Raw genomic sequence first — 21134 nt, 5'->3', positions numbered from 1 at the left:
CCTTTTCAAAGCGCTTTTATGAAGGGAACTGGCCTAAGGTCACACGCGGATTGCCGCCGTAATCATCGACGGTTTCCACGGCGTGATAGCCTTTTTGCCGCATCAGCGTGGCCACCGCCTCGCCCTGCTGCCAGCCATGTTCCAGCAGCAGCCAGCCACCCGGCAGCAGCCACGTGGGCGCCTGCTCGATCAGCGTGCGCAGATCCGCCAGTCCCGCCTCTTCCGCCACCAGCGCGCTGCGCGGTTCAAAACGCACATCGCCCTGCTCCAGATGAACATCGCTGGCATCTATATAGGGTGGGTTGCTGACAATGAGGGTAAAGCGCTGTGGCGTCAGCGCCTGGAACCAGTGACTGAGCAGAAAGGTGGTGTTGGTGAGGCTGAGCTGCTGTGCATTACTGCTCGCCAGTTCAACGGCGGCTTCAATGCGATCCACGCCGGTGACCTGACAATCGGGACGCTCGCTGGCCAGCGCCAGCGCAATCGCTCCGGTGCCAGTGCCCATGTCCAGAATGGTTGCCGGTGTCGCGGGCAGATGTGCCAGCGCCTGTTCAACCAGCATTTCGGTATCCGGGCGCGGGATCAGCGTGGCGTCATTGACGCGCAATGGCAGCGACCAGAACTCGCGCTCGCCCACCAGATGCGCCACCGGCTCACCGCGGGCGCGACGCGCCAGCAGGCTATCCAGCTGCGTAAGCTGTTCGTCGCTGAGCACCGTTTCATCAAAGGCGATTAACCAGCTGCGTGATTTGCTGGTCACAAAACCTAACAGGATCTCTGCGTCACGCTTCGGACTGTCACCACCGCACAGCGTGGCGACCGCCTGTTTCAGCCAGTGACGAATATCCATTAATCCTGACCAGCCAGCGCCGCCAGCTGATCGGCCTGGTACTCCTGAACAATCGGCTCAATCAGGCTGTCGAGTTTCCCTTCCATCACTTCATCCAGACGGTAGATGGTCAGGTTGATACGGTGATCGGTCACGCGGCCCTGCGGGAAGTTGTAGGTGCGGTTACGGTCAGAACGATCGCCGCTGCCCAGCAGGTTGCGTCGGGTACTGGCTTCGGCGGCGTGACGGCGGGCCATCTCTGCAGCGTGAATACGCGAGCCCAGCACCGCCAGCGCTTTGGCTTTGTTTTTATGCTGTGAACGTTCGTCCTGACACTCCACCACGATACCGGTTGGCAGGTGGGTAATACGAATAGCGGAGTCGGTGGTGTTAACGTGCTGACCGCCTGCGCCGGATGAGCGGAAAGTATCGATCTTCAGATCGCCCGCATTGATTTCCGGCAGTTCCGCTTCCGGGATTTCCGGCATCACGGCAACGGTACAGGCTGAGGTATGAATGCGGCCCTGGGATTCGGTCTCCGGGACGCGCTGCACGCGATGGCCGCCTGACTCAAACTTCAGGCGTCCATAGGCACCTTCGCCGGTCACGCGGGCGATCACTTCTTTGTAACCGCCATGCTCGCCTTCGTTGGCGCTGATGATCTCCACGCGCCAGCGACGCGCTTCGGCATAGCGGCTGTACATGCGGAAGAGATCGCCGGCGAAAATCGCCGCTTCATCGCCGCCGGTTCCGGCGCGCACTTCGATAAAACAGGCGCGCTCATCGTCGGGATCTTTCGGCAACAACAGAACCTGCAACTGCTGCTCCAGCACGTCACTCTTCTCACGCGCTTCCTGCAACTCTTCCTGCGCCATGTCACGCATTTCAGGATCGTCGAGCATCTGCTGCGCGGTTTCGATATCTTCCTGCACCTGCTGCCAGTCGCGGAAGCAACGGGTCACATCGGTCAGCTGAGCATATTCGCGTGACAGCGCACGGAAACGCTCCTGATCGGCGATCACGCCTGCATCGCCCAGCATCGCTTCCACTTCTTCGTGGCGCTCCTGCAGGGCTTCCAGTTTGGCAACTATAGAGGTTTTCATTTAAATGTGGGATTCCCGTAACAGGTGGCGACAGCGGTGTGCCTAATCGAGACCCAGGCTGTCGCGTAAAATCTGCAGGCGTTCATTATCGCCGTCGCGGGCGGCCTGCTGAAGTGATTTGGTTGGAGCGTGTATTAAACGGTTGGTCAGCTTGTGCGCCAGTTCCTGCATGACTTTCTGCGGATCGGCACCCTGCTGCAGCGCCTGCAGCGCACGGCCTTCCAGCTCAGCGCGGATCTCTTCCGCCTGAGAACGATATTCACGGATCGTATTCACCGCGCCCTGTGAGCGCAGCCACGCCATGAATTCGCTGCTTTCCTGAACTACGATGCTTTCGGCCTGAACCGCGGCCGCTTTGCGCTGCGCCAGGTTCTGCTCGATGATCGCCTGCAGGTCATCCACGCTGTAGAGATAGGCGTTAGGCAGGTCGCCCACTTCCGGCTCTACGTCGCGCGGAACCGCAATATCGACCAGCAGCATTGGCTTGTTACGTCGCGCTTTCAGCGCGCGCTCCATCATCCCCTTACCGATAATCGGTAGCGGACTGGAGGTTGACGAGATAATAATGTCGGCTTCTGCCAGACGAGCGTCGATCTCCGCCAGGGTGATCACCTCTGCACCCACTTCCGACGCCAGCGTTTCGGCGCGTTCGCGGGTACGGTTGGCGATGATCAGATTTTTGACCTGATGTTCACGCAGATGACGCGCCACCAGCTCAATGGTCTCACCTGCGCCAACCAGCAAGACATTGACGGAGGAGAGCGATTCGAAGATCTGACGGGCCAGCGTACAGGCGGCAAACGCCACCGACACCGCGTTGGCGCCGATATCGGTTTCCGTACGTACGCGTTTGGCAACCGAGAAGGTTTTCTGGAACATGCGTTCCAGTTCACTGCTCAGCGCCTGACCGCGTGAGGAGTCGGCAAAGGCTTTTTTCACCTGACCGAGGATCTGCGGTTCGCCCAGCACCAGTGAGTCGAGTCCGCTGGCGACGCGCATCAGATGGCTGACCGCCTCGTTATCCTGATGCCAGTAGAGGCTGTTTCGCACATCCTCTTCATCCAGCTGATGATAATTGCATAACCAGCTCACCAGACGCGCCTGTAAATCGACCTGCTGCTCTACACTCAGGTAGAGTTCAGTCCGGTTACAGGTGGACAACACCACGCCGCTCTGCACCATTGGCTGTGATAACAGGCTGTTTAACGCCTGCTCAAGCGTCTCCGGCCCGAACGAGACGCGTTCGCGCAGAGCAATGGGGGCTGTCTTGTGATTGATTCCGAGAGCGAGCAGCGTCATAGCGGTTTTGGTTGGGATGTCCCAATAATGTCAGGGTTTTGTGAGGCGCATTCTACAAGATGCGGCAGATCAAGAAAAGCCATACAAAGGCTATGACTGTAATAAGATTAACCCGATCGTGCTCAATTTGCTGCATAACAGCATTGACGGTTAAAACCGGGACGGTTAGCGTTATCCGTTACGAATAATAAATGTGTCCGAGGAGATGACCACTTGATGCTTAATTCACCACGCAATCTGTTGCGCCTTTTGCCCCTTGCCAGCGTGCTGCTGGCAGCCTGTAGCGTCAACAAACCGCAAGGCCCGGGCCCCAGCGTTACCGCGCCACAGTGGCAACAGCATCAGCAGGCGGTCTCAAAGGTCACGCACTATCAGACCCGCGGCGCCTTTGCCTATCTTTCTGACAAGCAGAAAGTCTATGCCCGCTTTAACTGGCAGCAGACCGCGCCCGATCGCTATCGCCTGCTGCTGACCAACCCGCTGGGCAGCACCGAACTGCAGCTGGATGCGCAGGGCTCGGTGGTACAGATCGTCGATAACAAAGGCAAGCGTTACGTCAGCAACGATGCGCAGAAAATGATTTCGCAGCTGACCGGCATGAACATTCCGCTGGCGAATCTGCGCCAGTGGATGATGGGTCTGCCAGGCGATGCCACCGACTATCAGCTCAATGAGAGCTATCAGCTGAGCAGCCTGAACTACAGCCGCGACGGTCAGAACTGGCAGGTCTCTATTGCGGGCTACGACAGCAAAGTCACCCCGCCGCTGCCTTCGAGCCTGGAGCTGAAAGAGGGTGACCAGCGGATTAAACTGCGTATGGACGGCTGGACCGTTCAATGATCACCCACTGGCCTGCCCCGGCAAAACTGAATCTTTTTCTCTACATCACCGGCCGTCGTCCCGACGGCTATCACAACCTGCAGACGCTGTTTCAGTTTCTTGATTACGGTGACCAGCTGCAGATTACTGTCGATCAAAGCGGCTCGATTACTCTGTTAACGCCCGTGGCAGGCGTTGCGGATGCGGATAACCTGATTGTCCGCGCCGCAAACATGCTGAAACAGGCGGCGCAGGATAACAATCGCCTGTCCGCTCACGCGGGCGCGCAGATTGCCGTTGAGAAAAACCTGCCCATGGGTGGCGGTCTCGGTGGCGGCTCCTCTGATGCGGCAACCGTACTGGTGGCGCTGAATCATCTGTGGCAAACCGGCTTCACGCCGGATGAGCTGGCGTCGATGGGTGTGAAGCTGGGCGCGGATGTGCCGGTGTTTGTCCAGGGCTTCGCGGCCTTCGCCCAGGGGGTGGGTGAACAACTTCATCCCGCAGAGCCGGAAGAAAAGTGGTATCTTGTCGCCCATCCCGGCGTGAATATCAGCACCCCAGTAGTATTCAACGACCCCGAACTGACGCGAGATACTCCATCGCGCAGTTTATCGACGCTTTTAGCATCACCCTTCACCAATGATTGTGAAGCAGTGGTAAGAAAACGTTTTCGTGAGGTTGATGAGCTTGTTTCCTGGCTGCTAGAATACGCGCCGTCACGCCTGACTGGCACGGGCGCTTGTGTGTTTGCTGAATTCGACACCGAGTCTGCTGCCCGCCAGGTGCTGGAGCTTGCCCCGAATGGGGTACGCGCATTTGTAGCCCGGGGCGTAAATGTTTCGCCGCTACAGCGTACCCTGCGAGGCGATTAGCGAATGCGTGACAGTGTCACCACGTTCCGGACACTGCACGTTTCGCATCAACACACCCGTGTGAACGCACATGACCGTACGCGCCGGTTACAGTCATGCCGTTCATTCTCTGGACGCAAAGCCTGAGGTTCTTCTCGTGCCTGATATGAAGCTATTTGCTGGTAACGCCACCCCGGAACTAGCACAACGTATTGCCAACCGCCTTTACACCAGCCTGGGAGACGCCGCTGTAGGACGTTTCAGTGATGGTGAAGTGAGCGTACAGATCAACGAAAATGTACGCGGTGGTGATATTTTCATCATCCAGTCCACCTGTGCCCCCACCAACGATAATCTGATGGAACTGGTTGTGATGGTCGACGCGCTGCGTCGTGCTTCTGCTGGTCGTATTACCGCAGTCATCCCCTACTTTGGTTATGCCCGTCAGGATCGCCGCGTGCGTTCCGCGCGTGTGCCTATCACCGCTAAAGTAGTGGCAGACTTCCTTTCCAGCGTCGGTGTTGACCGTGTTCTGACGGTTGACCTGCACGCCGAGCAGATCCAGGGCTTCTTCGACGTCCCGGTTGATAACGTATTTGGCAGTCCGATCCTGCTGGAAGATATGATGCAGATCGGTCTGGAAAACCCGATTGTTGTTTCTCCCGATATTGGTGGCGTAGTACGTGCCCGTGCTATCGCTAAACTGCTGAACGACACCGATATGGCCATCATTGATAAACGCCGCCCTCGCGCGAACGTTTCTCAGGTGATGCACATCATTGGTGACGTTGCTGGCCGCGACTGCGTGCTGGTCGACGACATGATCGACACCGGCGGCACGCTGTGCAAAGCGGCTGAAGCGCTGAAAGAGCGTGGTGCTAAACGCGTATTTGCTTACGCGACCCACCCGATCTTCTCCGGCAATGCGGTTGAAAACCTGCGTAAATCTGTGCTCGACCAGGTAATCGTCTGCGATACCATCCCACTCTCTCAGGAGATTAAGTCACTGCCGAATGTGCGCACGCTGACCTTATCTGGCATGCTGGCCGAAGCCATTCGCCGCATCAGTAACGAAGAGTCAATCTCGGCAATGTTCGAGCATTAATCTTCGCGGAACCGGGCCCTGTGCCCGGTTTTTTTATGCCTGCCGGGCGCCCGATTAACGCGCTTCTTTTTCTGATATTTTCGCGATAAATTTCCCCAAAATCGCCTATTTTCAACGCCACCCACTCTTTTGATAAAACGCCGCGTTCCCCGCTTCTGCCCTGTGCCGTTAAGTGGTAATTTGCAGCGCACTTTTCATAAGAACCCTGACCGCCATGAGCCTCGATATCTATACGTTATTTGTCTGCGAGCTTTATGTGCTGGGTTTTCTGAGCATCATCATGTTTTTTGCCTGGATCGGATCGCAGTATGATCGCGTTCTCGGCTTCACCTGCCTGTCGCTGGTTTTCACCCTGATTGCCGTATTCTTAAGTAGCCTGCGCAGCAGTGGCCTGCATTTCCTGCCCGTTGCAGTGGGTAACGTTTTAGTGATGCTGGCTTACGGCGGATTGTTAAATGCGTTCCGGCGCTTCTGCGGTAAGCCCATCGGCACTCACTGGCTGTTGGGCGCCCTGCTCTGGGCACTCCTCTGCTGTTTCCCGGCATTCTATTACAGCTTACCCAAACGGGTGCTGGTGCTCTGCATCGCCTGCATCGTCTATACCGCGGCACTGATCCAGCTGGTCTGGCTGGCGCGTGCCACGCTAAAGGTGACCTTCTGGCCTGCGCAGTTGCTGCTGTGGATCCATCTGCTGTTTCACCTGGCTCGCCTGTTTCTGGACAGCGCGATTCCCAGCACGCTGCCTGGCGCCATTGGCGGATCAAACTTCTCGATTTACGTCATCCTGGAATCGATTCTGTTTGTCATCGGTCTGACATTTACTATCCTGGCCATGGTGAATGAACGGATGCAGTCAGTCTTAGAGCATGCCTCGATGCACGATCCTCTGACCAGCGTCTGGAATCGTCGGGCTTTATTTAATGAAGCAGAGAAGATTGTGGTGCGATGCCGCCGTCAGAACCGGCCATATAGCGCGATACTGTTCGATCTGGATCATTTTAAGAGCATTAACGATCGGTATGGCCATCAACAGGGCGACCAGATATTGATTCACTTTTGCGACATTGTCAGAGGATTGATACCGGCTGAGGGGCGTTTTGCGCGACTGGGTGGAGAGGAGTTTGCCGCAATAATTCCGGCGGCGGCAACAGAGGCAGAGGCCTGGTGCGAGACGATTCGGCGGGAGGTCTGTGCGTCACAACCCAATTCAATTGCCTATTCGGTCAGCATTGGGTTTGCAACGGTCACACATCAGCAGCAGGGTTTTGACGATTTACTCGCACTGGCGGATAAAGCGCTCTATCACGCCAAGGCCAGCGGCCGGAACCGCATCGCGCAGCATCCGGTCACTGCTGGCATCAGTTAATGGTGAGAATTGTGCGACCGGCGACAACGTTTGTCATAGTGACGATGCCAGTAATAACGATCTTCAACCTTTTCACGACCACTCAAACCCGCCCCGACCAGCCACATCATTGCACCAACAAAGATGCCGAGGATTGCGCCCTGCGCCAGCGCATCTGGCAGATCAAGCGCGGGAAGCTGGTTCATAATTGAGAAACCCACGCCCAGCACCATTGTGACTAATCCCAGTACCATCAAGCTGTTACCCGCTACGCGGCAGTGTTGATGTTTCATGCTGCACCTCCATCCATATGAGTCAATAACCGCACACAATGTTAAGTGCCATAAGCTTAGGCAATGGGTGAAGATAACGTTGCGGACTGGATCACACATCAGCCATAAATAATTAACTGGCCCTGATTGCAGCCTGTTGATTTCGATAGAAAATGATTAATCACCGTCATGAACCATTTCGATGCTTGTACTTTGTCATCTCGCCCGTGGCGAAGTAAACTAACGCCCTTTCGCGATAACAGCAGGATAATCATTGTGAGCAGCATTAAACTGATTGTGGGCCTAGCCAATCCAGGCGCTGAATATGCCGCCACGCGCCACAATGCGGGTGCCTGGTATCTGGATTTACTGGCTGAGCGCCACAATCAGTCACTGAAAGAGGAAGGCAAATTCTATGGCTATACCGCGCGCCTTGCGATAGCCGGAGAGGATGTGCGCCTGCTGGTGCCGACCACCTTTATGAACCTGAGCGGGAAAGCCGTGGCGGCGATGGCGACCTTTTATCGCATCGCGCCAGAAGAGATCCTGGTGGCGCATGATGAACTCGATCTGCCACCCGGCGTGGCGAAGTTCAAGCAGGGCGGCGGGCATGGCGGCCATAACGGGCTGAAAGATATCATCAGCAAACTGGGCAACAACAACAATTTCCATCGGCTGCGCATCGGTATCGGGCATCCCGGCGATCGCAACAAGGTGACCGGATTTGTGCTGGGCAAGCCGCCCGCCAGTGAGCAGAAGCTGATTGATGATGCCATTGATGAGGCGGCGCGCTGCACCGAACTGTGGCTGAAAGAGGATCGTATCAAGGCGATGAACCGGCTGCACGCCTTCAAGCCTGCTTAAACGCCCGAATCGTCGTGATTCCGTGTATAATGCGCGAAATTTTTCAATTCGTCTCCGACAGTCCGCCTTCTGGCGCACTGTCCATCCAGTTATAAAGGGTATCAAACCATGGGATTCAAATGCGGTATCGTGGGCCTGCCGAACGTCGGTAAATCCACTCTGTTTAACGCGCTGACTAAAGCGGGTATCGAAGCGGCTAACTTCCCCTTCTGCACCATTGAGCCAAACACGGGCGTGGTGCCGATGCCTGACCTGCGTCTCGACCAGCTTTCTGAGATTGTTAAGCCGCAGCGCGTGGTGCCGACTACCATGGAATTCGTCGATATCGCCGGTCTGGTAAAAGGCGCGTCAAAAGGTGAAGGCCTGGGTAACCAGTTCCTGACCAACATCCGCGAAACCGAAGCGATTGGTCACGTGGTGCGCTGCTTTGAAAACGACAACATCATCCACGTCGCGGGCAAAGTTAACCCGGCTGAAGATATTGACGTGATCAACACTGAGCTGGCGCTTTCCGATCTTGAGACCTGTGAACGTGCGATTCAGCGTGTGCAGAAGAAAGCCAAAGGCGGCGACAAAGATGCTAAGGCTGAGCTGGCTGCGCTGGAGAAGTGTCTGCCGCATCTTTCTGAAGCGGGCATGCTGCGTTCACTGAATCTGGATGAGGACGACAAAGCGGCAATCCGCTATCTGAGCTTCCTGACTCTGAAACCCACTATGTACATTGCTAACGTCAATGAGGATGGTTTCGAGAACAACCCGTACCTGGATCAGGTGCGCGCTATCGCCGAAGCGGAAGGTTCAGTCGTGGTGCCAGTGTGCGCCGCCGTTGAGTCGGATATCGCCGAGCTGGAAGATGAAGACCGTGACGAGTTCATGGCAGAGCTGGGACTGGAAGAGCCAGGCCTGAACCGCGTTATCCGCGCTGGTTACTCCCTGCTGAACCTGCAGACCTACTTCACCGCTGGCGTAAAAGAAGTGCGTGCATGGACTATCCCGGTTGGCGCGACGGCTCCGCAGGCTGCTGGTAAAATCCATACCGACTTCGAGAAAGGCTTTATCCGCGCCCAGACCATCGCGTTTGAAGATTTCATCGCTTATAAAGGCGAGCAAGGTGCTAAAGAAGCCGGCAAGATGCGTTCAGAAGGTAAAGAGTACATCGTGAAAGATGGCGATGTGATGAACTTCCTGTTCAACGTCTGATTAAAAATTGTTGTCTCATGGGGTTTCATCAAAACCATGAAGTCTGACAGACTCCCTAAAATCCACGCCATGGCGTGGATTTTTTATTATGCGGTCGGGGTAAAATTCAGGCGGACACGTCCTTCCCATTAGCCGTGCTGCAAAATACTTTCAGATCGACCCCGCCCGAGGCTTATCAGGCGGAGCCTTAAGACGTTATTGCACCAGGTTATGCTGCAGGGAATATTTCACGATATGGGCATTATTGGTAAATTTCATTCGCTTCATCATGCGTGATTTATAGGTGCTGACGGTTTTATTACTGATGGAGAGCGCATCGGCTATCGCATTAATCGACTCCCCGTGGGCCAGCATGATCATGATTTGCCGTTCGCGCATCGTCAGGCTCTCATGAGGCGCACGATTATTGCTCTGGTAGTCGGAGAAGATAATCTCCTGTGCCAGATCGTGATCGATATAGCGTGATCCCTGCGCCACGGTACTAATCGCTTTGAGTAAAACATCCGGCGACTTGTCTTTGGTGATATAGCCCAGCGCACCATTATTTAACACCCGCCGGGTAATTTGCGGTTCGTTGTACATACTCAATACCAGAATGCGCAGCCGGGGATAGAGAGGCATCAGGCGGGTAATCAGATCTTCTCCGCTCATGCCAGGCATCGAAATATCGAGCAGCAGCAGATCGACTTCGTGCTGACGCAGGCGCTCCAGCACCTGGCCGCTATCCGATGCTTCGCATACCACGTCGATATTGTCATCAAGAGCAAAAATTTGCTTCAGGCCCTCGCGCATAATGGCATGATCGTCGGCAATCATCAGACGTATGCATTTACTCATCGGTTAATACTCCCGGTTTTCGGACAGGATGCGACTGATTTAGCGCTTACAGAGAGGGGGAATTTCAGTTTAACCCGGGTCCCTTTACCAGGTGTACTATCGATGGTCGCTTCTCCATTTAGCATGCGTCCTCGCTCCCTGATGCCGTGCAGCCCACACGTCCCTTTCTTCACTCGATTCAGATGAAAACCTTTACCGTTATCGACAACTTCGATGAGCAGCTCATCCGGCGTGAGTTTGACGAAGATATAAACATTGCTGGCTCTGGCATGGCGGACGACATTGGTGAGAGACTCCTGTACCACGCGAAACGCCGCCGTCAGCGTCGCTTCATCCAGCACCACGGTATGTTCATCAGGTGCCAGTAAAATGCAGCGGATTCCATTGTTTTTTATAAACTGATCGCGCAACCATTCCAGCGCCGGAATTAAACCAAGATTGAGAACGTTAGGCCGCAGGCGGGTCGAGACATCCCGTACCACCTGAATCGTGCTGTCCAGATGCACCATCAGCTGCTGAATTTTTGCCTGCTGCGCATCGACAGGCTGATCTTTACGCATCGCCAGCAGCGACAACCCTGTACGCAGAGCGGTTAAATGCTGGCCCAGCTCGTCATGAATATCACGCGCCAGCTGTTTTTTTTCCGCTTCCCGCGCCCGCTCGAGATTATGAGTTAACTGCCGCAACTCCTCTTCGGTCTTGCGGATTGCGGTGATATCGCGCCCAACCGCCAGCACGCTAACCAGCTCGCCCTGTAAATCATATTCCGGCACGCAGCGCACATGCAGGGTACGTTTATCACCCTGATGCTTTACCACCAGCTCATCTTCGGCCACTTTCTCATCAACCATCGTGCGTGAGACCAGCTTAAACAGGCTCAGTCCAATCCCCCCGCGCTGCACGCTTTCAGTCAGCGGCACCCGACTGATATCGTTTTCGCTAAGATTAAACCAGCTGCGGACCGCCAGGTTGGCATAGAGGCAGCGGGTCTGCAAATCAAACCGTAAAATGAGGTCGGGAGAATTTTCCACTACCTGATGCAGCTGTTTTTCCCGAAGTTGCTGCTGCTCTTTTTGCCGGCGAATTTCATGCATATCGCGCACAATGCATAAGATATGCAGCTCACCATCCTGGTGATATCCGCTACAACTCACTTCTACGGGAAAAACGTCATGCCGGCCGGTATGATGTGAAGTGAATTGTATCCCTTCAGGGCGGGTACTGAGTTTCCACCACAGGGCAAAAACATCATTGTCGCGCAGTTCTTTATCAATGATGTCAAAGCTGAGCTGCGAAAATGCCTCGCGGGAATATCCCGTCAACTGGCAGGCCTTTTCATTGACATATTTGATATGCAGCTGGCTGTCTATCAAATATATCGCATCATGAATTTTGTTTAAGGCAATATTTGATAAACCGGTGATAGTAGTTTTGTGATTGTCATTCTGGTCAGATACACCCTGTAAAAGCATTATTCCCTCCACGGATTTATCAAGCCGCAGAGAATAACGTTCCGACGGCATGATAGTCATAACCCGCTAAATATTAACGAGCTGATAAGCTTAGCAGTTAAATTGCCATTTTTCGCAGGCCCATATTCAGGCGTAAATTCTCCCCTTTAATGTTTCCCGCGCGCGTGAGAGCCGAGAGCGCACGGTGCCTACCGGGATTTCTAACTGCTGAGCGATATCCTGATAGCTGCCCTCCTCCTCCACAAGGATAGACAGCATCACCCTGACGTCTTTCGGTAAAATTTCGAGGGATGCCAGCGTATGACTCAGTAATTGCCTGTTTTCCGTCAGATCGCTGGGATCATTATCCAGCAGCAGATCGGCGATAACTTCATCATTAAGATTATCAAACAGATAGTGGATCTGTTTTGATTTGTAGTAGTTGCGAATCAAATTAACTGCGATGCCAAATACCCACGTTTCCGGACGGGATGCGCCGCGAAACTTATGGCGATTACACAACACTTCCAAACAGGTCATTTGCAGGATGTCATCAGCATCTTCATGGCTGGCAATACGTTTTCGAATGAAATTTAACAGCTTCTTATTATGCATAACGAAGATCTCATCCCAGTTTACGTTAATTGCTAAGGGTGACTCTGCGACAGCGGATACGAGCGTTGAATTAATCATTTTCTTATCTCTCTCATTAGTAGCAATTGATTTCGTTACATAGCAAGAGATATGCCATCTGCTGCTCAACAAATAAGCTGCTGTTTATGAAAACAATTAATTCTCCATACAGAATTATCTGAGACAGTTTTTACCCTTCCTAATCGATGAATAATGCAAAAAATTGCACTGATTTCCGGATGAAATTATTTCCACTTTTTTTTACCGCTTTTTTTGGAACCGGTAAGCGTTATTTGACACAGAAAGAGAGTAATAACCATTGAGGATGGCTGGCGATGCTCAAAATACAACATGCGATACCGGCGCTGGCGCACTCGCTAAAAGCTCTGCATAAAAACACGCCACAGACAGCAGGTAAAAACGACGTGCCGGATAATGTCCGCGCGCGGGAAACGTCACTGAATGACGCGATGGAAGAAATGGGCGCCGCGTTCAGTGAAAAGATGGAACGCAGGCAAAAGGCGCAGGACCGCCGTAATGCGTCACGGAACCAGCAGCGTGGCAAGCATGCGCTCAGCAAAGTCGGAGAGCTGAATGCACTATTTTCCCTACTCGACGGCGGCGATGAACAACAAACGCTGGAGCAGATGGCGTGGCTACGTGCCGCCCTGCGCCAGAATCCGCCGCCGGATAGCGACACACTTCTGGAAAAGACCGGCGGCGATCCGGCGCGCAGCGCCCTGCTACTGCGTGTGATCGGCGAACAGGCACAGGATAAAGGCGACGGGGAACTGGCCGGGCTGGCCGGGGCCCAGCTGGATAAGCTACAGCAGACCCACGGCCAGACCATTCGTGCAGGCAACAACACGGCGTCAGCCATCGCCGGGTATACCCGCGATCCGCAGCGTAAACAGTCGTTGCGCAACCTCTATTACGACGGCATCGTCCACCAGCAGTCCGCAACCAGGATGCTGGATATGCTGCTGGAGCTGATCGGCTCGCGTAATCTGATCCCGACGCTGCGTACTCTGCAGCGCGCGCTGGCGGATGATATCGCCGCACTTGCCCCCTCAATCAGCGTTATTACCCTCGGACGTATCCACCGCGGACTGCGCGATGCTGCCGGGATAAGCCAGACGCTGAGCGACAGCACTGCCTTTTTGCAGCGTATGCGCAGCAAACTGCCCAGTGTTGCCATGAACAGCCTGACTCTGGCACGCCGGATGTTGCAAATCAGCCATAACGGCGCTTATCAGAGTGATTTTACCGGGCTGGCAGACGAGATTGTCGGCCAGAACAGGCAACATCTGCCGCTCTTTTTTAGTTCGCTTTTTCCGCTCCTGCACGGCGTGCCAGCCTCGCTGTGGCCCGCTCAGGAAAATCGTGACAACGCGTTAAAACTGCTGCGCGGCATGATTACGGACGTCACTAAAACTGAGCAGCAACAGCAACGCCGCAACCGGAACGCTGCGTCGTGAGGCAACAAAGATGAATACCCTGTTTCAGATATTGAATCGAATCGCGATCAGCGCCATGCAACGCTCCGAAGTGGTCGGTGCGGCTTTTGCCATGGCGCTGGTGTTTATGCTTATTATTCCCTTACCGCTGCCATTAATTGATGCGCTGATAGCGGTGAATATCTGCCTGTCATCTCTGCTGGTCGTGCTGGCCATGTATCTGCCTAAGCCGCTGGCGTTCTCAACCTTTCCCGCCGTGCTGCTGCTCACCACCATGTTCCGCCTGGCACTCTCTATCTCCACCACCCGCCAGATCTTAATTCAGCAGGATGCAGGCCATGTGGTGGCGGCTTTCGGTAACTTTGTGGTGGGCGGCAACCTTGCGGTAGGGATGGTGATGTTCCTGATCCTGACTGTGGTGAACTTCCTGGTCATTACCAAAGGTTCCGAAAGGGTAGCCGAAGTGGCTGCGCGTTTTACCCTTGATGCAATGCCAGGTAAGCAGATGTCCATCGACAGCGATCTGCGCGCCGGACTGATTGATGGGGTACAGGCCAGAAACCGGCGTAATGAACTGGCAAAAGAGAGTCAGTTATTCGGGGCGATGGATGGCGCGATGAAGTTTGTTAAAGGTGACGCTATCGCCGGGCTGGTGATTGTCGTGATTAACCTGATTGGCGGCATCAGTATTGGCGTGCTGCAGCTGGGCATGCCTGCTGGCGAAGCGATGCATATCTACTCGATTCTGACCATCGGTGACGGACTGATTGCACAGATCCCTGCGCTGCTGATCTCGCTGACCGCCGGGATGCTGATTACCCGCGTCTCGTCCGACAATGAGCAGACGGCTGACAATAATATCGGCCGCGAGATTGCCGAGCAGTTAACCAGCCAGCCGAAAGCCTGGCTGCTCTCCTCAATGGGGATGGTGGGCTTTGCCCTGCTGCCAGGTATGCCAACGGCAATTTTTTTGCTTCTGGCCGCGCTGACGATGATTAGCGGCGGTTTTCAAATCTGGCGTGTCAGAAAGACCCTGAGCCTTGCGCAGCCGCAAATGGAAAATGAGGTCATTCCCCCTGAGCTGAACGGCAAGGAGGATTTACGTCAGTTCAACCCAACACGACCTTATCTGATCAATTTCTCGTCCTCATGGCGCGGCCATCCGGAGATGCTGGAGCTGGTGCAGGATATTCGCCGCCTGCGTAACCGTATCGTTTACCACTTCGGCTTTACCCTGCCAGCGTTCGATATCGAGTTTCTCGACCAGCAGACGGAAGATGAGTTTCGCTTCTCGGTTTATGAAATCCCGAAAGTAAAAGGGACATTTAACGTGTCGCATCGGGCGGTGAAACGCCGCTGGCTGGACGAGATCGCGTCAACCGACAGGGAAAGCGTGGCAGAGGGCGACGAGCAGCGTCAGGAAGGCGATCTTATCTGGCTGGCGGCGGATCATCCGCTGCTGCAAAACGAAGAGGTCGAGCGCTGGACGGCGCGCGAAATCCTGGTAAAGCGCATGGAGAACGCTATTCACGCCAGCAGCCCGCATTTTATTGGTCTGCAGGAAACCCGCGCGCTGGTGAGCTGGCTGGAATCAGAGCAGCCGGAGCTGTCGCAGGAGTTACAGCGCGTGATGCCCCTCTCACGTTTCTCCAGCGTCCTGCAAAAACTGGTTTCAGAACGCATTCCGCTGCGATCGGTTCGGGCAATTGCCGAAGCGCTGATCGAGCATGGGCAGCATGAGCGCGACATCTGGCTGCTGACCGACCAGGTGCGCATCTCGTTAAAAAATCATCTCTGTTACCAGTATGCCCGTCCGGACGGCCTGCATGTCTGGCTGCTGACACCGGAACTGGAAGAACAGTTGCGTGACTCGCTTCGTCAGACTCAAAACGATCTGTTCTTTGCGCTAACCCATGAGCAGATCAGCGCCATTCTCCCGCTCATCGCCAACGCATTCCCCGTTGACACCCCGGAAAGCGCGGTGCTGCTGGTCGCCCAGGATTTGCGCAGCCCGATGCGCGGGCTTATTCAGGAAGAGTTCCACTATGTGCCGGTGCTCTCGTTTGCAGAGCTGCAACCCAATCTCGCAGTAAATGTGCTGGGGCGTATAGAGCTCGATCCGGCCGCTTACTCACTTACCACGTGGGAGAGTTAACCATGTTCGAACTGCGCGTGCTGTCTGGCCTGCATTTAGGCGCCGCGTTACCCCTCTTCGGTGATAAATGGCTGATTGGCCACGCCGATGAGGCCGATCTGATGCTTAGCGATGCTCGCGTTGCTGCCCGCCAGTGCGAGCTGCGCCGGGAAGAGACCCGGTGGCTGGCACAACCGCACGGCGGGGAAGCCTATGCCATTAATAGTGAAGAACCTTTTCAGGTCGCTGACGTCTGGCTCTGCGTCGCGCGTATCGACACGCCGTGGGCCGCCTGTATGCCGCCTGCCACCCCTTCTATGCCAGAAGAAACTGCTGAAGCACCGAATGAGGCCATACCCCCGGTCGCTGCACGTAAAGGGATATTCACCCGCAGCATCCGCACGCTGGTCTGGAGCCTGATGTTGCTGCTCACTCTGACAGTAATGAGCTGGGTTTTGCAGCCCACCGTAGCCCAGACTCAGGTCACCTCCTCCCGGCCACTGAGTACTCCCGCAGAATTGCAGGCTCCGTTACAGAAAATGTTGCGCGAACGCGATCTGGCGAGCCTCGTGAAAGTTGACATGCATAATCAGCGACTGCGTCTTACAGGCCGCCTCAGTAAGCCACAGATGCAAATCTATAAACGAATGCTGGAGCGCTTTAACGCAACGTACACCAGCGATATCCCGCTGGATAACCAGGTCAGGCTGCTGAAGGTCAGACTGCCGTTTCGCATTGTGCAAATCACCACCGGTAGCCGCGCCAATATTGTCACTGATGATGGGCAGCGTCTGTTTATCGGCGATGAAGTAGACAACCTGCGGCTGGTGGCGATTACCAGTACCCAGATCGAGTTTAACGGGCGCGATAACATTAAGGTGAGCTGGTAATGACGATGACACTGGAGCAGTGGTATCAGCAGCAGCGGCGGCGGCTGACCTGCTTTTCGCCGGTCGAAAGCTTTGGTCGCATTACCGGGATCAGCGGGATATTGCTTGAAAGTAGCCTGCCTCAGGCGCGGATTGGCGATCTCTGCCAGATCGCCCGGGATGACGGGCAAAGCGTGCTGGCAGAGGTGGTCGGCTTTAACCCGCAGCACACGCTGCTCTCCGCCCTTGGCCAGCTCGACGGCATAGCCCGGGGCGCGCGCGTGGTTCCGCTGCGCCTGCCACACAGTATTGTGGTGTCCGACGCCCTGCTCGGCAGCGTACTTGACGGCTTTGGCCGTCCACTGGATGCAGGCCAGCCTGGCGCGTTCGCCCTGCCCGGTACGGTGGATGATGCGGTAGGCGTACTGGGCGATGCCCCGGCACCCACCGATCGTCCGCGCATCGATACGCCGCTGCCGACCGGCATTCGCGCCATTGATGGCCCGCTGACCCTGGGCGTGGGACAGCGGGTGGGGATCTTCGCCGGCGCGGGCTGCGGGAAAACCACCCTGCTGGCGGAGATTGCCCGTAATACGCCCTGCGATGTCATTGTCTTTGGTTTGATTGGCGAGCGTGGGCGCGAATTGCGCGAGTTTCTTGACCACGAACTGGATGAGGCGCTGCGCAGCCGTACGGTGCTCGTCTGCGCCACCTCCGATCGCAGCAGTATGGAACGCGCCAGGGCCGCTTTTACTGCCACTGCCATCGCCGAAGCCTGGCGCGATAAGGGTAAGAACGTGCTGTTAATCCTCGACTCCCTGACCCGCTTTGCCCGTGCCCAGCGTGAAATCGGCCTCGCGCTGGGCGAGCCACCGGGTCGCGGCGGGCTGCCGCCTTCGGTTTATACCTTATTGCCCACCCTGCTGGAGCGCGCAGGACAGACCTCACGGGGGGCCATCACCGCCCTCTATTCCGTGCTGATTGAAGCCGATTCAATGAACGATCCGGTCGCGGACGAAGTGAGATCCCTGATTGATGGCCACATTGTGCTGACCCGTCGTCTGGCGGAGCGCGGTCACTACCCGGCAATTGATGTACTGGCAAGCCTGAGCCGAACCATGAGCAACGTTGCGACTCGCGAGCATAGCCGCGACGCCACGCAGCTGCGCCGCATGATGTCCGCCTGGCAGCAGGTAGAAATGTTAATCCGCCTGGGAGAATACCAGCCGGGACATGATGCCATGACCGATGCGGCAGTATCGGCTCAGGAGGCGATAAATGGCTATCTGCAACAGGCGATGCACGCGCCCTGCGGATATGACGACACACTGCATTACTTAGCGGAGGTAAGCCAGCATGCGCCGTCATCCGCTACCTGATCACGACATCACGACTGATGAGGGCAGCGCTGAATTGCAGCAGGCCTTCTCTCTGCTGCTGCCAATTCGCCGCCAGCGCTTACGCCGCTGCGAACGGTTGCAACGGCAAGCGGAGCAGGCGCTGTGCGAAACGCAACGTCAGTCAGCCGAGGCGGAACACCAGCTTGAAGCCGCACAACAGCATTATCAGCAACTGCGCGATAGCTTTGCCGGACACCACCAGTCGGGACTGCAAAAACAGGAGCGTCTGGTCGGAGGATTGGCCCGGGAGCGCCAGGCCAGCGACGCGGTGAGTGGGCAGCGTAATCAGTTGCAACAGTGCCGCGCACAGCAGGTCATGCAACAACAACAGGTGCAGCACACACAGCAGCAAACACAGGCGCGTCTGCGCGATGTGGAAAAACTGGAATATCTGATGGCGCACAGCGAGGCATTACGATGACAGCCTTACCCCACCCCCCGCAAAATAATCCAGCGCCGCCTGCACGGCCGGAGGTGCAGCGCCGTTCGCCGCAGACCGGACCTTCAGACGTCGCGACATCCGAGCGTAAATCCCGCACCGAGCCGTTTCGCGAAGAGGGTTCGCTGTTCGACGCGCTGTTGCTCATCCCCAGCGAACTGCCGCAACCGCTTATCATACCCTGGGAAGGCTCCCCCTCTTTTGGGTCACAGTTATCCCATGAGCATGTGGCTCCCGCTTCTCCGGCCAGGGCCTGGCAACAACTGGAGCCCCCCCTGTGCGCCATGGCAGAAAAGGAGCCTGCTGGCCCGATATCGATGACGCTACTGCTGCCCCTTTTAGGCGAAGTGGATGCCCGCCTGAGTCCTTTTGCCGCGGGCTGGGATATCAGCCTGCGTTTTGCGCCACCTGCCATGACGATGATGGCCGCCCATCAGGAACGCTGCCGTGAGTCCCTGCGCCGCCGGATGGCCTGCGCTGTGCGCCTGCGTTTTGAGCAGCGCGGAGGCCGGGAATGAAACCCTTATCCCTGCGCACTCTGCCGCGCGAAGAAGCCAGCCTGCGCCAGCGTATCGGCCACGGCCTTGGCTATCCTTTTACCCTTGCGGGCGAAGCGGGTGAGCTTCAGCTGCGGCTCGCCCCCCCCGGCGAGCGGCCACCGACGCAGAGCTTCTCATGCAAGGCGGGAGGGTTATCTCTGGCGGAGAGCGAAGCGCTGCTGAGTCTGTTTTCCACTTGCCCGCTGCTGCCAGAACCCGGGGCGTGCGCTGACTGGTACTGGCCGCTCTTTAACCAGCATCTCAGCCCGGCATTGCGCGCGCTATTTGGCGACCTGACGCCGCAGGACGCGCTCTGCGCACCGGTTGAGGGGATGTGGCTTGCGATTAGCGTCACGATCGGTGAGGCGCAGGCGCAAAGTCAGTTATATCTTGCCCCCGCCACATTGGCGGCGTTGTTAAACCAGCCTGGCTGGGCTCCGCTCCCTGCACCGCTTTGCAGCGCCCTGCCGTTATCGCTGCCGATAGAACTGGGTGCGGTGTCGTTTGCTCCCTCGCAGTTACGCACACTTCGCCCCGGTGATGTGATTTTCCCTGCTACCTCGTATTTTTTCCCGACCGGTCGCGGCGAGCTTCGCCTTGCGCAATTGCACCTTAAGGGCGAATTGCTGTTCGGGGAGGGGCATCCTGCCCGTTTTCTTATTACCCGTCTGGAGAATAGTTACATGAATGTGACCCCCGAAGATAATCTGCCTGCCGATACACCTCAAGCGAATGAAGGCCTGACTGAAACAACGGCGCCTGTGGCATCACCTTTTGATGCGCTGCCGCTGGCCCTGACCGTGCGCTGCGGCCATCTCAGACTTACCCTGGGTGAGTTAAATCGTCTGGATGTTGGCTCGACGGTCACGGTCGAAAACGTCGTGCCCGGTGAAGCACTGCTATGTCACGGCGAGTTTCCGCTGGCGAAAGGCGAACTGGTCGATGTCGAAGGACGTCTGGGGTTGCAGATTACTCACATGCTGCCGGGCGTGGCGAGCGTCGGGGATGTGAACAGGTGATTCCGATGGAGATGGGGCCACTCAACCCGATTATGCTGGCGCTGTTTCTCGGCGCACTGGCACTGCTGCCGATGATGCTCATTATCTGTACCAGCTTTTTGAAAATTACGATGGTGCTGCAATTGACGCGCAACGCGATGGGCGTGCAGCAGGTGCCGCCAACGATGGCGCTCAACGGCATTGCGCTGGCGGCAACGCTATTTATTATGGCGCCGGTATTTAGCGATATGACCGACAGGCTGAAAGCGATCCCTGTCGATTTCAGCAGTATGGAGCGGCTCGAATATACCGCCGCTAATGGTATCGAACCGCTGAAAACGTTTATGCATAAAAATACCGATCCGGACATCGTCATCCATCTGCAGGAAAATGCCCAGCGTATGTGGCCAAAGAAAATGGCAGATTCGGTCACCCCCGAAAATATGCTGCTCATTATCCCGGCCTTCGTGCTATCGGAGCTGCAGAACGGTTTCAAAATCGGCTTTCTGATCTTTATTCCTTTTATTGTCGTTGACCTGATCGTCTCGAATATCCTGCTGGCGCTCGGGATGCAGATGGTGTCGCCGATGACCGTTTCGCTGCCACTGAAGATCCTGCTGTTTGTGCTCATCAGCGGCTGGACGCGGCTGCTCGACGGCCTGTTCTACAGCTATTTATGAGGTCATC

The 21134-nt window shown here is 56.0% G+C and carries 21 protein-coding genes; 14 read left to right on the top strand and 7 right to left on the bottom strand.

All coding sequences use genetic code 11. From position 1 onward, the window contains the following. Positions 1–16: 16 nt before the first annotated feature. The 3 genes from prmC to hemA are packed head-to-tail and all read right to left on the bottom strand — an operon-like array spanning position 17 to position 3231. Positions 17–850, bottom strand: coding sequence for a peptide chain release factor N(5)-glutamine methyltransferase (gene prmC, locus GVJ63_RS02170; protein ID WP_159226363.1), 834 nt, complete (start codon positions 848–850; stop codon positions 17–19). Beyond that, on the bottom strand, positions 850–1932 hold the full coding sequence (gene prfA / locus GVJ63_RS02165) for a peptide chain release factor 1 (protein ID WP_010245863.1): 1083 nt from the start codon (positions 1930–1932) through the stop codon (positions 850–852). Before prfA ends, prmC begins: the two co-directional genes overlap by 1 nt. A gap of 42 nt (positions 1933–1974) precedes the next feature. Further along, positions 1975–3231 carry a glutamyl-tRNA reductase gene (hemA, locus tag GVJ63_RS02160; protein WP_159226362.1) on the bottom strand — a complete coding sequence of 419 codons (1257 nt, stop codon included), beginning with the start codon at positions 3229–3231 and terminating at the stop codon, positions 1975–1977. A gap of 216 nt (positions 3232–3447) precedes the next feature. Between hemA and lolB the strand changes: the two genes are divergently transcribed. The 4 genes from lolB to GVJ63_RS02140 all read left to right on the top strand — a co-directional run bounded on the left by lolB (position 3448) and on the right by GVJ63_RS02140 (position 7375). Continuing rightward, positions 3448–4071, top strand: coding sequence for a lipoprotein insertase outer membrane protein LolB (gene lolB / locus GVJ63_RS02155; protein ID WP_010669984.1), 624 nt, complete (start codon positions 3448–3450; stop codon positions 4069–4071). After that, complete coding sequence (gene ispE / locus GVJ63_RS02150; RefSeq protein WP_033771575.1) at positions 4068–4925, top strand: 4-(cytidine 5'-diphospho)-2-C-methyl-D-erythritol kinase; 858 nt, start codon at positions 4068–4070, stop codon at positions 4923–4925. The genes lolB and ispE overlap by 4 nt, the downstream gene beginning before the upstream one ends. 136 nt (positions 4926–5061) lie before the next feature. Further along, positions 5062–6009, top strand: a complete 948-nt coding sequence (prs, locus tag GVJ63_RS02145; protein WP_010245874.1) for a ribose-phosphate diphosphokinase — start codon at positions 5062–5064, stop codon at positions 6007–6009. A 214-nt stretch (positions 6010–6223) separates the two neighbouring features. Next, positions 6224–7375 (top strand): GGDEF domain-containing protein, encoded by a 1152-nt coding sequence (locus GVJ63_RS02140; RefSeq protein WP_159226361.1) that lies wholly within the window; start codon positions 6224–6226, stop codon positions 7373–7375. On the opposite strand, the gene ychH is transcribed toward GVJ63_RS02140, so the two are convergent. Further along, positions 7372–7647: a stress-induced protein YchH gene (gene ychH / locus GVJ63_RS02135; protein ID WP_159226360.1), complete on the bottom strand. Its 276-nt coding sequence runs from the start codon at positions 7645–7647 to the stop codon at positions 7372–7374. The two genes, GVJ63_RS02140 and ychH, sit on opposite strands and share 4 nt — an antisense overlap. Positions 7648–7902: 255 nt before the next feature. Between ychH and pth the strand changes: the two genes are divergently transcribed. Both pth and ychF read left to right on the top strand, forming a co-directional pair. Then, positions 7903–8490, top strand: a complete 588-nt coding sequence (gene pth, locus GVJ63_RS02130) for an aminoacyl-tRNA hydrolase (RefSeq protein WP_010245882.1) — start codon at positions 7903–7905, stop codon at positions 8488–8490. Positions 8491–8598: 108 nt separating this feature from the next. Further along, on the top strand, positions 8599–9690 hold the full coding sequence (ychF, locus tag GVJ63_RS02125) for a redox-regulated ATPase YchF (RefSeq protein ID WP_010245885.1): 1092 nt from the start codon (positions 8599–8601) through the stop codon (positions 9688–9690). Between the two features lie 195 nt (positions 9691–9885). Here ychF and GVJ63_RS02120 read toward each other — a convergent pair whose 3' ends face one another. From GVJ63_RS02120 to GVJ63_RS02110, 3 genes are all read right to left on the bottom strand, one after another. Next, positions 9886–10527, bottom strand: a complete 642-nt coding sequence (locus GVJ63_RS02120; RefSeq protein ID WP_159226359.1) for a response regulator transcription factor — start codon at positions 10525–10527, stop codon at positions 9886–9888. After that, positions 10524–11999 carry a PAS domain S-box protein gene (locus GVJ63_RS02115; protein WP_159226358.1) on the bottom strand — a complete coding sequence of 492 codons (1476 nt, stop codon included), beginning with the start codon at positions 11997–11999 and terminating at the stop codon, positions 10524–10526. Before GVJ63_RS02115 ends, GVJ63_RS02120 begins: the two co-directional genes overlap by 4 nt. Positions 12000–12125: 126 nt before the next feature. Next, positions 12126–12671, bottom strand: a complete 546-nt coding sequence (locus tag GVJ63_RS02110) for an RNA polymerase sigma factor (RefSeq protein ID WP_159226357.1) — start codon at positions 12669–12671, stop codon at positions 12126–12128. A 275-nt stretch (positions 12672–12946) separates the two neighbouring features. Here GVJ63_RS02110 and sctW point away from each other — a divergent pair, with 275 nt between their 5' ends. From sctW to sctR, 8 genes are read left to right on the top strand one after another with little or no spacing between them, the layout of a single operon-like run. Continuing rightward, a complete protein-coding gene (sctW, locus tag GVJ63_RS02105) occupies positions 12947–14089 on the top strand; it encodes a type III secretion system gatekeeper subunit SctW (RefSeq protein ID WP_159226356.1) in 1143 nt (380 codons plus the stop codon). A 10-nt stretch (positions 14090–14099) separates the two neighbouring features. After that, complete coding sequence (sctV, locus tag GVJ63_RS02100; protein WP_033771569.1) at positions 14100–16223, top strand: type III secretion system export apparatus subunit SctV; 2124 nt, start codon at positions 14100–14102, stop codon at positions 16221–16223. 2 nt (positions 16224–16225) lie between these two features. Then, entirely contained in the window at positions 16226–17092 is an 867-nt protein-coding gene (locus GVJ63_RS02095) for an FHA domain-containing protein (RefSeq protein WP_159226355.1), read from the top strand. Continuing rightward, positions 17092–18450, top strand: a complete 1359-nt coding sequence (gene sctN / locus GVJ63_RS02090; RefSeq protein WP_122888953.1) for a type III secretion system ATPase SctN — start codon at positions 17092–17094, stop codon at positions 18448–18450. The genes GVJ63_RS02095 and sctN overlap by 1 nt, the downstream gene beginning before the upstream one ends. Further along, complete coding sequence (locus tag GVJ63_RS02085) at positions 18428–18892, top strand: hypothetical protein (RefSeq protein ID WP_029519026.1); 465 nt, start codon at positions 18428–18430, stop codon at positions 18890–18892. The genes sctN and GVJ63_RS02085 overlap by 23 nt, the downstream gene beginning before the upstream one ends. Beyond that, entirely contained in the window at positions 18889–19428 is a 540-nt protein-coding gene (locus GVJ63_RS02080; RefSeq protein WP_122888954.1) for a type III secretion system HrpP C-terminal domain-containing protein, read from the top strand. The genes GVJ63_RS02085 and GVJ63_RS02080 overlap by 4 nt, the downstream gene beginning before the upstream one ends. Further along, complete coding sequence (locus GVJ63_RS02075) at positions 19425–20468, top strand: FliM/FliN family flagellar motor switch protein (RefSeq protein ID WP_122888955.1); 1044 nt, start codon at positions 19425–19427, stop codon at positions 20466–20468. Before GVJ63_RS02080 ends, GVJ63_RS02075 begins: the two co-directional genes overlap by 4 nt. A 5-nt stretch (positions 20469–20473) precedes the next feature. Further along, positions 20474–21127, top strand: a complete 654-nt coding sequence (sctR, locus tag GVJ63_RS02070) for a type III secretion system export apparatus subunit SctR (protein ID WP_010669972.1) — start codon at positions 20474–20476, stop codon at positions 21125–21127. Positions 21128–21134 lie beyond the last annotated feature (7 nt).

It is taken from the genome of Pantoea sp. 18059 (assembly GCF_902706165.1).
Classification (GTDB): Bacteria; Pseudomonadota; Gammaproteobacteria; order Enterobacterales; family Enterobacteriaceae; genus Pantoea; species Pantoea agglomerans.
Note: the sequence above shows the minus strand (reverse complement) of the source record. Positions and strands in the feature narration are given on the sequence as shown.

Bases quoted from the DNA above. Each gene is read 5' to 3' on its own strand.
- GVJ63_RS02115 (WP_159226358.1), bottom strand. From the start codon at position 11,999: ATGCTTTTACAGGGTGTATCTGACCAGAATGACAATCACAAAACTACT.
- ychH (WP_159226360.1), bottom strand. From the start codon at position 7,647: ATGAAACATCAACACTGCCGCGTAGCGGGTAACAGCTTGATGGTACTG.
- ychF (WP_010245885.1), top strand. From the start codon at position 8,599: ATGGGATTCAAATGCGGTATCGTGGGCCTGCCGAACGTCGGTAAATCC.
- lolB (WP_010669984.1), top strand. From the start codon at position 3,448: ATGCTTAATTCACCACGCAATCTGTTGCGCCTTTTGCCCCTTGCCAGC.
- GVJ63_RS02085 (WP_029519026.1), top strand. From the start codon at position 18,428: ATGCGCCGTCATCCGCTACCTGATCACGACATCACGACTGATGAGGGC.
- GVJ63_RS02120 (WP_159226359.1), bottom strand. From the start codon at position 10,527: ATGAGTAAATGCATACGTCTGATGATTGCCGACGATCATGCCATTATG.
- ispE (WP_033771575.1), top strand. From the start codon at position 4,068: ATGATCACCCACTGGCCTGCCCCGGCAAAACTGAATCTTTTTCTCTAC.
- GVJ63_RS02095 (WP_159226355.1), top strand. From the start codon at position 16,226: ATGTTCGAACTGCGCGTGCTGTCTGGCCTGCATTTAGGCGCCGCGTTA.
- prfA (WP_010245863.1), bottom strand. From the start codon at position 1,932: ATGAAAACCTCTATAGTTGCCAAACTGGAAGCCCTGCAGGAGCGCCAC.
- sctR (WP_010669972.1), top strand. From the start codon at position 20,474: ATGGAGATGGGGCCACTCAACCCGATTATGCTGGCGCTGTTTCTCGGC.
- GVJ63_RS02075 (WP_122888955.1), top strand. From the start codon at position 19,425: ATGAAACCCTTATCCCTGCGCACTCTGCCGCGCGAAGAAGCCAGCCTG.
- hemA (WP_159226362.1), bottom strand. From the start codon at position 3,231: ATGACGCTGCTCGCTCTCGGAATCAATCACAAGACAGCCCCCATTGCT.
- sctN (WP_122888953.1), top strand. From the start codon at position 17,092: ATGACGATGACACTGGAGCAGTGGTATCAGCAGCAGCGGCGGCGGCTG.
- GVJ63_RS02140 (WP_159226361.1), top strand. From the start codon at position 6,224: ATGAGCCTCGATATCTATACGTTATTTGTCTGCGAGCTTTATGTGCTG.
- GVJ63_RS02110 (WP_159226357.1), bottom strand. From the start codon at position 12,671: ATGATTAATTCAACGCTCGTATCCGCTGTCGCAGAGTCACCCTTAGCA.
- prmC (WP_159226363.1), bottom strand. From the start codon at position 850: ATGGATATTCGTCACTGGCTGAAACAGGCGGTCGCCACGCTGTGCGGT.
- sctW (WP_159226356.1), top strand. From the start codon at position 12,947: ATGCTCAAAATACAACATGCGATACCGGCGCTGGCGCACTCGCTAAAA.
- GVJ63_RS02080 (WP_122888954.1), top strand. From the start codon at position 18,889: ATGACAGCCTTACCCCACCCCCCGCAAAATAATCCAGCGCCGCCTGCA.
- sctV (WP_033771569.1), top strand. From the start codon at position 14,100: ATGAATACCCTGTTTCAGATATTGAATCGAATCGCGATCAGCGCCATG.